The organism is Corynebacterium sp. MSK019 (assembly GCF_030232425.1).
GTDB lineage: Bacteria > Actinomycetota > Actinomycetes > Mycobacteriales > Mycobacteriaceae > Corynebacterium > Corynebacterium jeikeium_D.
Genome location: NZ_JASPJT010000008.1, coordinates 75,730 through 87,684 on the forward strand (window position 1 = coordinate 75,730; position 11,955 = coordinate 87,684).

General features: G+C 60.0%; 10 protein-coding genes. 2 read left to right on the top strand and 8 right to left on the bottom strand.

What is annotated here, in order from left to right; translation table 11 throughout:
• Positions 1–12: 12 nt before the first annotated feature.
• The 4 genes from rsmA to metG all read right to left on the bottom strand — a co-directional run bounded on the left by rsmA (position 13) and on the right by metG (position 4,978).
• Positions 13–927 (bottom strand): 16S rRNA (adenine(1518)-N(6)/adenine(1519)-N(6))-dimethyltransferase RsmA, encoded by a 915-nt coding sequence (gene rsmA / locus QP982_RS07130; protein WP_049189700.1) that lies wholly within the window; start codon positions 925–927, stop codon positions 13–15.
• A gap of 65 nt (positions 928–992) precedes the next feature.
• Positions 993–2,144, bottom strand: coding sequence for a resuscitation-promoting factor (locus QP982_RS07135; RefSeq protein WP_272715417.1), 1,152 nt, complete (start codon positions 2,142–2,144; stop codon positions 993–995).
• A 167-nt stretch (positions 2,145–2,311) separates the two neighbouring features.
• The gene (locus QP982_RS07140; RefSeq protein ID WP_049171274.1) at positions 2,312–3,136 is read right to left on the bottom strand and encodes a TatD family hydrolase; all 825 of its coding nucleotides are present in this window, start codon (positions 3,134–3,136) and stop codon (positions 2,312–2,314) included.
• Positions 3,137–3,151: 15 nt separating this feature from the next.
• On the bottom strand, positions 3,152–4,978 hold the full coding sequence (metG, locus tag QP982_RS07145) for a methionine--tRNA ligase (RefSeq protein WP_049171277.1): 1,827 nt from the start codon (positions 4,976–4,978) through the stop codon (positions 3,152–3,154).
• A 115-nt stretch (positions 4,979–5,093) separates the two neighbouring features.
• On the opposite strand from metG, the gene QP982_RS07150 reads away from it, so the two are divergent.
• A complete protein-coding gene (locus tag QP982_RS07150; protein ID WP_016423257.1) occupies positions 5,094–6,359 on the top strand; it encodes an aminodeoxychorismate synthase component I in 1,266 nt (421 codons plus the stop codon).
• Here the strand turns inward: QP982_RS07150 and QP982_RS07155 are convergent.
• Both QP982_RS07155 and rsmI read right to left on the bottom strand, forming a co-directional pair.
• Positions 6,356–8,032 (bottom strand): BCCT family transporter, encoded by a 1,677-nt coding sequence (locus QP982_RS07155; protein ID WP_049171282.1) that lies wholly within the window; start codon positions 8,030–8,032, stop codon positions 6,356–6,358. The genes QP982_RS07150 and QP982_RS07155 overlap by 4 nt on opposite strands.
• Before the next feature lie 160 nt (positions 8,033–8,192).
• Positions 8,193–9,047 (bottom strand): 16S rRNA (cytidine(1402)-2'-O)-methyltransferase, encoded by an 855-nt coding sequence (gene rsmI / locus QP982_RS07160; RefSeq protein ID WP_187269939.1) that lies wholly within the window; start codon positions 9,045–9,047, stop codon positions 8,193–8,195.
• An 82-nt stretch (positions 9,048–9,129) separates the two neighbouring features.
• Between rsmI and QP982_RS07165 the strand changes: the two genes are divergently transcribed.
• Entirely contained in the window at positions 9,130–10,686 is a 1,557-nt protein-coding gene (locus QP982_RS07165) for a dolichyl-phosphate-mannose--protein mannosyltransferase (RefSeq protein WP_284870359.1), read from the top strand.
• Here the strand turns inward: QP982_RS07165 and QP982_RS07170 are convergent.
• Positions 10,683–11,465 carry a zf-HC2 domain-containing protein gene (locus QP982_RS07170; protein ID WP_070854155.1) on the bottom strand — a complete coding sequence of 261 codons (783 nt, stop codon included), beginning with the start codon at positions 11,463–11,465 and terminating at the stop codon, positions 10,683–10,685. The genes QP982_RS07165 and QP982_RS07170 overlap by 4 nt on opposite strands.
• A gap of 51 nt (positions 11,466–11,516) precedes the next feature.
• Positions 11,517–11,921: a DoxX family protein gene (locus QP982_RS07175; RefSeq protein WP_038629133.1), complete on the bottom strand. Its 405-nt coding sequence runs from the start codon at positions 11,919–11,921 to the stop codon at positions 11,517–11,519.
• Positions 11,922–11,955 lie beyond the last annotated feature (34 nt).

Genomic DNA, 11,955 nt, shown 5'->3' on the forward strand with positions numbered 1-11,955 from the left:
GCCTGTCCTTTGTTAAAAGCGCTGGTCTCGTGAGACCTCAGCGAGGCGAACGAAATCGGCAATTTCGAGCTTCTCTCCTCGCTGCTTGGGGTCAATCCCCGCTGCTATAAGCGCCTCTTCGGCCGCGGCGCCAGATCCGTAAATCCCCGATAGGGCCGCACGGAGGGTCTTGCGGCGTTGCGCAAAAGCAGCGTCGATAAGCGGGAAAAGGCGCGCGCGGAATTGCGGCGAAATCTCCCACGGAGCCTCGGGGGCATCGGCGGCATTGGAGTTCTCAGGAGCGTCGGAGCGGGCGTAGCAGTCAATGCGCACAAGCCCGGAATCAACCTTCGGGACCGGCCAAAAGACGTGCGGACCAATGGCACCGGCGCGACGCACTGTGCCGTAGTAGGCGGCCTTGACGCTGGGGACGCCGTAGATCTTGGAGCCCGGCTGAGCCGCCAGCCGGTCAGCGACCTCGGACTGCACCATCACGAGCACACGGCGGATGGTGGGGAGCTCGGCAAGCATGTGCAGCAGCACCGGTACCGAAACGTTGTATGGCAGATTGGCCACCAGCGCATCTGGGGCGGTCTGAAAGTCCTCGCGGCTGACCTTCAGCGCATCTTTCTCAATGAGCTCGAGTTCACAGCCCTCAGCGCGCTCAGCGACTGTCTGGGGCAAACGCTCCGCCAACCGAGAATCGATTTCAACAGCCGCGGCGCGGCCGCAGTGTTCGAGCAGCCCGAGGGTCAGCGAGCCCAAGCCGGGGCCGACCTCAACAGGGTAGGAATCCTCCGGCAAGTCCGCCGCAGCGACAATTCGACGCACGGTGTTGGCGTCGTGGACGAAGTTCTGCCCCAATTTCTTCGTCGGGACAATATCCAACTGCGCCGCCAAGTCGCGCACTTCGACCGGCCCCAAGAAAGAAACTTCTGCTTTAGTCACAGTTAGATACTACGGGGTCAACACAAAAAATAGGCTTAGCTCGTTATGGCTAGACGGAACTAGCTTTAACGAAGCCCCATGGAAGCGGTACAAGCGGGCCATGCGCCCCAACCCTGACCAGCCTGGACACGCTCAGCGACAGCAATCTGCTGCTCGCGGGAAGCCTGCGATGCACGCGGTGCATACTCAGTACCGCCGTAAGCTGCCCAAGTGGAATCGGTGAACTGCAGACCACCGGAGAAACCGTTACCGGTATCGATAGCCCAGTCGCCGCCGGACTCACACTGAGCCAGCTGATCCCACACGCCGTAGCCGGCAGCCGGAGCTGCAATGCGGGACTTAGTGCCCTGGCGAATAGTGGAGATACCCGGAGCCTTTAGCTCCTTTTCTTCCAGGACCTCGCGTCCGAGCTCTTCACCATCGCGAGAGGTGACCTTGACCTGACGCTCTACCTGGCCCGGTTCACCTTCCTGCTCAACGATGCGCTCATCTTCGAACATCGAATCATCTTCAATGATGTTCTCGTGAGCTGGAATCTCCTCAGTCTCGGTGATGGTCTTATCAATCAGACGAGACAGAGCGATGCGCATCCCCTCGGTGACCGGAGCATCCAGACCCGGCTCGACGGTGTCATCTTCACGCAGTTCAATGCCACGCTGAGCCAGCACATCTCCGACGGTCATAGCCGGGACGGTCAGGTCGATGTCCTTGGCATCGTCGTGAAGCACAATATTCTTGGCACGAACGACGTCGAGTTCGACTCCCTTAGCGGAAATCTCGCCCTTTTCGACCTCGACCTTGTCCTTATCGGAGATGAGCCCCTGCTTCTTCAGACCTTCAATCAGCTCATCGGTAGTGATGGCATTGGTCTTGTGCTCCTGCGGCTTGCCATCGACAATCATCGTGACTGGCTTGGCAGAGCGGTAGACCAGCTTGCCGCCGTCCGTGAGATCGCCCTGACGCTGAACCAGGTCGCCACCGGTGGTTTCGACACCAGCCTTCTGCAGAATGGCCTTGTCATCCTTGGACCAGGTTGCGATTTGCTCAACCTTACCGTCGATTTCGACGGTGATGGTGTCATAGTTGGATGCTGCGACAGTACCACCCAGAGCAACAGCAGCGACCAGACCGCCTGCGGCAATCTTGGACGAAGTGGAGACTCCGTCATTAGCACGATTGAGATGACGCTTCTTCGCAGCACTCACGGGGTTCGTCACAGCCTTTCGGAGGATGGGGCAGCTAGCAAATGAAAGAAATACAGTTTGTAACAGTACGGTAAAGATTCAGTGTTGTCTAAAATATATCGATAAAAGTGACGGGAAATACAACAAACCGCCCCGGCTGCATTTCCACAGCTCAGGGGCGGCAATACGCCAGCACGTGCTTAAATACCGTACACCCGACGTGCATTATCCGTCAAAATCTGTGCCATCTCCTCCGCCCCGATTTCTCGGGCTGCGGCCATCGCACGCGCCTGATGACCGATAAAAGTGGACTCGTTGCGCGCACCTCGGAAAGGCTCCGCGGTCATGTACGGGGCATCGGTTTCCACCAGCAGCTGCTCCGCCGGCGCCTCAGCCACAGCCTGCCGCAGGTAATCATTGCGTTTGAAGGTCACGTTGCCGGTAAAACTCAGCAGGTAACCGCGTGCAATGGCTTCGCGGGCAACCTCGATGGGCGAAGAGAAACAGTGCAAAATGACCGTATTGTCGTAGCCGTCCAACGCCGCCATCAGGTCTTCATCGGCGTCGCGGTTATGAATCATCAACGGCTTGCCGACGGTTGCTGCGAGCTCCATATGCCACTGCAACGCAGCCAGCTGTTCGCTCTTCGACGCGCAGCCGTCGAGGGAATCCAGCCAGTACCAATCCAATCCCGTCTCCCCCACGGCCACAACCCTGGGGTCGGCAGCCATTTCGGTTAAGCGGGCCTTGGCGTCGTCGTCAAGCTCGTGCGCGCGCGTCGGATGGATGGCGGCGGCGGCCCAGACGTTGGGGTGCGCGTGCGCAGCGGCAAAGGCCAGTTCGGTTTCCGGCATGCCATCGCCGACCGTGCAGACTCCGACGACGCCCGCTGCGGCGGCCCGGTCCATGAGCGCCGCAATCTCTTCCGGAGTTTGCGCCCCACAGGACGCGAGATGCGTGTGGGCGTCAAACAGCGGAGTGAGATACTCCGCGGGTTCTGCAATCTTGCGTTTGCGCTTTCCCATACCTCTACTGAGCCCCTACTTCACCTGTGCCCACTCGGGGCCGTGCTCAGCCAACTCAGAGTCGAGCTTGGTGAAAATCGGCTTCGGCTTGGCCAGCGCCGTACCCGGCTCAATGTCGAAGCGACGCCAGGCGGCCTTCTGATTGACGTAGTCACCGGTGATGATTGGGTAGCTCCTACCCTCTGCCGGCAGGTCAGCGCCGACCGGTTCGACCGGCATGTCGTCCTGGACTTCCTGGACTTCTGGCATTGCGGCCCAGATCCCCTCGCCGCCCAGGGTCTCGAAGACCTTCTGCGAGCTTTCCGGCAGGTACGGGGTCAGCAGCACATTGGCGTCGCTGACTACCTGCAGTGCTGTCCACAGCACGGTGGCGAGACGCTCGCGCTGGGACTCGTCCTTCGCCAGCTTCCACGGCTCCTGCGCAGCAATGTAGGCGTTGGCCTCTCCGACCAAGTGCATGGCGGCGGTGATACCGGCGCGGAAGCGGGACAGCGCAAGCGCGTCGCCGACCTCGGCGAAGGAACGCTCAGCCAGGTCGAGCAGTTCACGGTCAGCGTCAGTGAGTTCGCCCGGAGTTGGCACCTCACCGAAGTTCTTGAAAGCCATGGACACGGTGCGGTTGACCAGGTTGCCCCAGGAGTTGGCCAGCTCGTTATTCACGCGGCGGACGAACTCATCCCAGGTGAAGTCGGTGTCCTGGTTCTCCGGGCCTGCCATCGCGATGAAGTAGCGCAGCGGATCCGGACCAAACTCCGCCAGGAAGTCCTTCACATAGATGACAACGCCCTTGGAAGAGGAGAACTTCGAGCCCGACATGGTCAGGTACTCCGAGGAGACGACCTCCGTCGGCAGGTTCAACTCACCGAGCTCCCCGACCTCGCCCCCGCGGGAGCCCTCGCCACGGTAGCCCAGCAGCTCAGCCGGCCAAATCTGGGAGTGGAAGGTGATGTTGTCCTTGCCCATGAAATAGTAGGACAGCGCCTCCGGGTCATTCCACCACTTGCGCCACGCTTCCGGGTCACCAATGCGCCAGGCCCACTCGATGGAAGCGGATAGGTAACCGACGACGGCGTCGAACCAAACGTAGAGTTTCTTCGTCCCGTTTTCCGACCAGCCCTCCAGCGGAATCGGCACACCCCAGTCAATATCACGGCTCATTGCACGCGGACGGATGTCCTTCAGGATGTTCAGGGAGAACTTCAGCACGTTCGGGCGCCAGTCCTTGCGCTCCTGCAGCCACTCGGTCAAGGCCTCTGCCAGAGCCGGCAGGTCTAGCAGGAAGTGCTCAGTTTCAACGAACTTCGGGGTCTCGCCGTTGATTTTCGACACCGGATCAATCAGATCGGCCGGGTCAAGCTGGTTACCGCAGTTGTCGCACTGGTCGCCGCGGGCACCGGAAGCGCCACAAATTGGGCAGGTACCTTCGATGTAACGGTCCGGCAGGGTGCGACCGGTCGACGGGGAAATCGCACCCATCGTGGTCTGCTTGACCATATAGCCGTTTTCGTAGAGCCCACGGAAGAGCTCCTGGACAACGGCGTAGTGGTTGCGCGTGGTTGTGCGCGTAAACAGGTCGTAGGAAAGCCCCAGACCCGCGAGGTCCTGCACAATCTGGCGGTTGTAACGGTCGGCCAATTCCTGGACAGAAACGCCTTCCTTCTCCGCCTGCACAAGCAGTGGCGTGCCATGCTCATCAGTACCGGAGACCATCAGCACGTCATTGCCAATCATTCGCTGGTAGCGAGCGAAAACGTCCGAGGGGACACCGAAACCTGCAACATGGCCGATATGTCGCGGACCGTTAGCGTACGGCCACGCAACTGCTGTGAAAATGCGAGACATATTTAACAGGGTAATAGATGACCTACCATCACGATGAACTGTGCCCTCATGAAGTCTTCCAAGAACTGTCCCCTAGCGTCATCGCGCGCTCGCGCAGTCACTACGCTTATGTCCTATGTCCACTCGGTCCACCTCCTCCGACTCGGCCGCTGACTTCACTTCGCGCGCGACCACTGCGCTAGCTCGTCTTATCGCCGCCGGTCATCGCCCCGCCGCACTCGTCGGCTCCTGGTTCGGTTATCGCGCGGTTCTCGCCGCTAACGTCGAGCTCACCGCCTGCGATTCGACAGCGCTTTTCACCAGCCCCGACCCCAATGCGTGGCTATTTGGGTTCCGCCCCTACTCCGGCACCAGCGCGCATGGGATCGCTGCCTGCGTCGCATTGCTTGCCGACGACGGCACGTGGCATTTCGACGGCCCCGGCACCGGTGACCCCTCAAATCCGGATTTCCAAGCCCTTCAGGAGACCATCAAATACTCGCACGAAAACACGCGTGACGACGCGCTCCCCGCGGCCACACCACTGGAGTGGGATCAGGGCGACCGAGAACGCCACCAGCTTGCAGTGGAGAACTGTAAGGAAGCAATTGCCGCGGGCGAGGTGTACCAAACCTGCATCTCTACACGCTTTCACGCGGAGCTGAATGCGGGATCGGGCACGAACGTCGATGTGGACAATGCTGCACTAGCCCACGCCGGCGCGTGGTTTTCCTCCCGCGTGGCGCGGTATCAGCCGGCTCGAGCGGCATTCTTGCCCGGCAACCTCGATGCTGGAATTCCAATTCTGGCCTCGCTGAGTCCTGAGGAGTTCCTCATCCGCGCTGGCACAAGCGTGACTGAAACTCCTATCAAAGGCACGATTCCCGCTGACCGGCCCCCGCATGAGCTGTTGCGCAGCGATAAGGATGTCGCCGAGAACATCATGATTGTCGACCTGGTGCGCCACGACCTCGGCCAGGTGGCCAAAACTGGCACTGTGAAGGTCACGGATCTGCTCAGTGTGCGTCCGGCACCGGGCGTGTGGCACCTGTTTTCCACAGTTTCCGCGGAACTTCCCGATCAGCTCAGCCACGCTGAGCTGATCGATGCCTGCTTCCCACCGGCCTCAGTCACCGGTACACCGAAGCTGCGAGCAATTGAGCTTCTGCGCGAGTGGGAACCCGAGCCCCGTGGCGCTCACTGTGGCGCGATTGGTGCGGCCCACGGGGATGCACTTGAGCTCAATGTCGCCATTCGTACCGCTGAGTATGCAAAAGACCCGAACTCGGGGAGAGTTCGGGTCGAAGCTGGCATCGGCGGTGGCATCACCATCGGGTCTACACCCGAGGGCGAATGGGCCGAGATTGAGGCCAAGGCCGCACCGCTGCTGTTGGAAAGCTAGTTGCGCAATTTACGAGCACGGCGGCGCTCGCGCTGTTCGGCCGCTTCCGCCAAGCGGCGCTCACGAGCCATGCGCAGGGCAAACTGACGCTGTTCCTTGTCATCGAGGTACATCGGATCGTCGGAAAGCCCCTTAACCAGCGAAACCATCAGCGCCAAGATAACAATGACGAACGGGCTTGCCGCCAAAATGGTGATGTTCTGCAGGTTCGACAGGGCATCGCTGCCACCGGTGACCAATAGGACGATGGCAATCAGAGCGGTGAAAATACCCCACATAGCAGTGACCGTGCGCGACGCTGTGAGTCGACCGAACTGACTCATGGTACCCATCACCGTGGAGGCGGAGTCTGCCGAGGTAATGAAGAAGGTAGCCAGCAGAATCATTGCGATAGCGGAGGTAATCGCGCCACCCGGCAAGGATTCCAGCAGATTGAACAGCTGACTCTCGGCCGAACCGTCACCGTAGATGGACGCACCCTGCTGCTCGTGGGTAATGGCGGTGCCACCAAAGATGGAGAACCACACTGCAGAGACAATCGACGGAACGGCGACGACGGTGAAGACGAACTCACGGATAGTACGGCCGCGAGAAATACGTGCGATGAACATACCGACAAACGGCGACCATGAGATCCACCAGGCCCAGTAGAAAATTGTCCAGGAAGAGAGCCATTCACCGGCGGTGCCGTCAGCGGAAGCACTGGAGCGGGAGGCCATCTCAAAGAAGGAATCCAGGTAGCTGCCAATAGAGGTCGGAATCAGGTTCAGAATCACCACGGTAGGGCCGAGGACCAACACCAGCAGAGCCAGCAGACCTGCGGCAACCATGTTGAAGTTCGAGATGTACTGAATTCCCTTGCCCACGCCCGACAGTGCAGAGACCAAGAAGGCACAGCCCAGAACGAGAATAAGACCAATCCACAAAGGTGCGCCCTTGATGGCGTTGAACCCGTTGATTTCCAAACCGGCGGAAATCTGAAGTACGCCCACACCGAGAGAGGCTGCCGTACCGAAGACGGTGGCAAAAATCGCAAGCGCGTCGATAAGCTTGCCCAACCGCCCCTCAGCGCGACGCGCGCCGATGAGCGGGATGAACGCCGCCGAAATCAGCTGCTTTCGGCCGAGGCGGTAGGTCGAGTAAGCAATTGCGAGACCGACGATGGCGTAGAGCGACCACGGGTGCAGAGTCCAGTGGAACATCGTCGAAGCCATGGCGGTACCGACTTCCTTCGGCTGGTGGCCCGGCACGCCATCGCGATAGAAGGTCAGCGGCTCAGCGACACCGTAGAACATCAGACCGATGCCCATACCGGCGGCGAACATCATCGCAATCCAGCTAGGCGTGGAAAACTCTGGTTTCTCGTTGTCCTTGCCCAAGCGGATGTGACCGAACTTGGAAATCGCGATGGACACAATGAAGAAGACAAAGACGGTACTGGCCAAGATAAACAGCCAGCCGATGTTCTCCACGACCCAGTTCAGAGAGCTAGATGCAAACGTCGAGAAACTATCCGGCCACGCCAGGCCCCAGACGATGATTGCCAGAATTGCGACAACGGCGGGGATGGTAACCCCGAGGTTCACGGGAGCGTGAGAATCGTCGGCCCTGACTTCGCCGACGACTGACTCCCCTACTTCTTGTTGTATTTCATGCTCTGGTGGATTCGTCATTCCTCCACCATGTCCACCATTGACCTGGGATTTCAACTCAGGATGTGGATTCTCTCAGGTTTTCCTCATTTCCCGTCTGAATTACAAAACTCCCAATAACAGCGTTTACCCTGTTCACTGGCGTGCGCTGGAACATTTTCTGGCACAAAGTAACAATCGGCTAACGATTTCCCTCACGAGCAGCCAAAACCGCCTGATAGAGATCACGGTGCTTTGTCATTCCAGCCTCTGCCGCAACCTGCTTCGCGGCATCCTTCAGCCGCATGCCATCAGCCACAAGCTCCTCCACGCGGTCAACCAAGTCCTCCGTGGATACCTCCGTCGCCTGCTGCCCCGCGCCCTCAATCACCACCGTAATTTCGCCGCGGACACCTTCCTCCGCCCACGCAGCCAGCTCTCCCAGCGTCGCACGGCGAGTCTCTTCAAAACGCTTGGTCAGCTCACGGCTTACCGACGCGCGCCGCTCCTCACCCAAAATCTCCGCGGCATCGGCCAACGTAACAGCCAACCGATGCGGCGACTCAAAGAAACAACAGGCCCGCTTCTCTGTCTTCAGTGATTCCAGCCAGATCCGGCGCGCCCCCTGTTTACGAGGTGCAAAACCATCGAAGCAAAAGTGGCCGACGCCCAACCCGCTGAGAGCCAATGCGGTAGTCACCGCGCTCGGCCCCGGTACGCAGGACACGGGCACGCCCGCGTCGTGAGCAGCCGCCACCACAGCCAGGCCAGGATCCGACACCACCGGCATCCCCGCATCGGTCACCACAATGACTTTCTGTCCCGCCTTCGCCGCCTGAATCAGCGACTCAGTGCGGCTCTCTTCGTTGTGATCGAAGTTTGAAACAAACTTCCCCTTGGGGGAAATGCCCAGCGCTGTGGCCAGGTTGCGTGCTCGCCTGGTGTCTTCCGCGGCGATGATATCGGCGTCGATAAGCGCACCGCGCAAGCGGTCGGAGGCATCGGCGATATTGCCCAGCGGCGTTGCCACCAGAGTGATGCCAGGGGCCAGCGTCATTGCCTCGCTAAGAGGCGCGTTCTCGTGCGGTTGGAAGTTCGATGCCGAATGCGTCATGATTCCATAGCTTAAACTGACATTCGTGACCGATGCCGCTTTAACCCCACCACCGGAAACCGAGCGCCGCGCGAAAAAGCGTTTCCTGCGCCCGATTCCCCCGGTGCCCTCGCTGCCGCCACTGCGGCGGTGGGACAAATGGGATACCGCCACTTTTGTGGTTCTCGGAATCGTCGCAGCGCTAACGCGTTTCATCGGGCTTGCTGCCAAGACCGACAATGGCACCCCGCTCTTCGACGAAAAGCACTATGTGCCGCAGGCATGGCAGATTCTGGAGTCCACGCGCGACCCCATCTCGTCTGGCATTGAGGACAATCCCGGCTACGGTCTGATTGTGCATCCGCCAGTGGCCAAGCAGGTCATCGCCGTGGGCGAGTGGATCTTCGGTTATTCACCAATGGGCTGGCGATTTATGTCGGCAGTGTGTGGCACGCTGGTTATCCTGCTGCTCATGGACATCGTCCGACGCATCTCTCGTGGCTCGCGGTTGGCGGTGGGTATTGCTGGTCTCTACGCGCTTGCCGACGGAGTGCTGTTTGTCTCCTCTCGGGTCGGCATGCTGGACATGATTCAGACCTTCTTCATCATCGCGGCCGCGTGGGCACTTCTCATTGACCAGGCCGATGCCCGCAAGCGCCTGGAATCCGCCACGGAGCTAGGTAGTTTCGGCCCCTATCTCAGTTATCGCTGGTGGCGACTGCTCGCCGGCATCATGCTGGGGCTTGCCACCGGGGTGAAGTGGTCCGGTCTGTACTACATGGCCGCATTCGGCCTGTGGTCCGTCTTCACGGATCTGGTGTCACGCAAGAATGCCGGTGCGGACAAGCCCGTGCTCGGCGCGCTCGCCCGCGATACCGCCCCGGCGTTGCGTGATCTGGTGGTGGTTCCGCTGGGCGTTTACTTCTTAAGTTGGCGTTCCTGGTTCGCCGAAGAAACGTCGGTTTATCGCCATGTCTCGCCCGAAGAGCGCGATACGGGACTCCCCGGCACCGACTGGCTTCCCGAGGCCGTGCAGAACTACCTGCACTACCAAAACAGCGTGCTGAAGTTCCACGCCGAGCTGACCACCTCTAATGGCCACAAACACCCTTGGGAGTCCAAGCCTTGGGAGTGGCTGGTGAGTTGGCGGCCAATGCTCTACTACTCCACCGAAACCACCTGCAGTGACGGCCAGGAGTGCAAGGGCTGGATGATGCTCTTTGGCACCCCACCCATCTGGTGGTTGCTGGTCCCCGTGGTCCTGTGGGCCACATGGCGTTGGCTCGGCCGCCGCGACGGCCGCTACGCGCTGCCAGTCATCGGTTTCCTCGCCTCGTGGCTGCCGTGGGTCATCGGCTACGACCGGCAGATGTACTTTTTCTACGCCACCGCGCTGATTCCATTCGTACTCATCGCCTTTGCTCTGCTTGCCGACGATCTCTCACACTGGCGGCCCCGCGGTAAGCCGGTGGGGTTGGTAATCGTTGGCACGCACGCCGCACTAGTGGTGACCGCGTTTGTGTTCTGGCTGCCGATTTTGACCGGCTACCCGCTGCCTCTCAACCACTTTGAATGGCGGTTCTGGTTGCCGTCTTGGAGCTAGTCCCGCTGTGGTGGCACGCCTGTGACCGGCAACCCCGAGGCGGCCCGCCATGCCTGTGCGATTGCCGTCGGCGTATAGCCACCCAGCCACACAACGGCCAGCGTCAAAGCGGAGACAAACATCAAGGCCAGACCAGCGATCTCTGATGCTCCCTGGGCACCGATGAGAATGTCACGAATACCAAAACCGATGCTGAACGTGGCGACGGCACCGTAGACCGGCGCCATGCCCATGGCAGCACGCGGCCGCCAAGCAGCCCAGAACAATCCCACTGCCAATGCAAGCCGAATTGCCGCGAGTTGAATGGCAAGGCGTGCTCCGAGCTCCATTGGGTCAACGGTGGCAGTGGAACCGTCGATAGGCGCTCCCGTGCTTGTTGCGATTCCTGCACCGTCCTGCGGCTGTGTCGAGGAAAGTCCAAGCGTCATCATGTCGGAGGCATCGACCAGCGTCGCAATCCCCCAGACCGCCCAGCAAAGTCCCAACGCAATGAGCACCCCGCGGGCGGTGCCGGCTATGAGCAGCCATGCGCGCTCACGCCGGCGGCGCTCCGGTTCGATAGAGACCAAAATGCGTTCCGAGAGATCATCCGTGGAAATCTCCGGCATGCCATCGGCAGGCCCAACCGTAAGGGCGCGGTTCAGCCGCACCGCTCGCTCGTACCAAGCTCGGCACTCCTCGCAGGCCCCAAGATGGGCATCGATGACTTCATCGGCAATGTTTGCCTGCTCACCATCGAGGCGAGCTGACAATGCTGCGCGAATCTCCTCGCACTCCACGGGGAATCTCCACCGCCTTTAACTATTAAGGGGGTTGTACCTACTGAGGTCTTACCTGATGAATTGCCTGTCCAAGCTGAAACGGCCGGCTCCGAAAACGAAAATCATCACCAGACCACCGATGAGTGACATCACAAGCTCTGCACCGTTGTCGCGGATAAACAGGCCATTGCCCAGGTGCATCGACCACCAGGCACCAATCATCTCAATGATGAAGACCATCGCCACTGTCGGGGCCAAGAGTCCCAGAATCAACAACGCGCCTCCGACCAGTTCGACTAGAGCGACAACCCAGACCGTCAAGTGCGCCTGCGGGATATTCGCAGCGACAAAGTAACCGGTCGTCTTGTCAATACCGGTGATAAAAATCTTGTCCCAGCCATGGCAGATGAAGATAATTCCGAGTATTAGGCGGAGAATCACGAGCGCGATATCGCGCATTACCGGTCGATCCATGAGGGACATGCTACCCGACGGCACGGTCAAAACA

Bases quoted from the DNA above. Each gene is read 5' to 3' on its own strand.
- QP982_RS07140 (WP_049171274.1), bottom strand. From the start codon at position 3,136: ATGGGAAAGCGCAAACGCAAGATTGCAGAACCCGCGGAGTATCTCACT.
- metG (WP_049171277.1), bottom strand. From the start codon at position 4,978: ATGTCTCGCATTTTCACAGCAGTTGCGTGGCCGTACGCTAACGGTCCG.
- QP982_RS07150 (WP_016423257.1), top strand. From the start codon at position 5,094: ATGTCCACTCGGTCCACCTCCTCCGACTCGGCCGCTGACTTCACTTCG.
- QP982_RS07155 (WP_049171282.1), bottom strand. From the start codon at position 8,032: ATGACGAATCCACCAGAGCATGAAATACAACAAGAAGTAGGGGAGTCA.
- rsmI (WP_187269939.1), bottom strand. From the start codon at position 9,047: ATGACGCTGGCCCCTGGCATCACTCTGGTGGCAACGCCGCTGGGCAAT.
- QP982_RS07175 (WP_038629133.1), bottom strand. From the start codon at position 11,921: ATGGATCGACCGGTAATGCGCGATATCGCGCTCGTGATTCTCCGCCTA.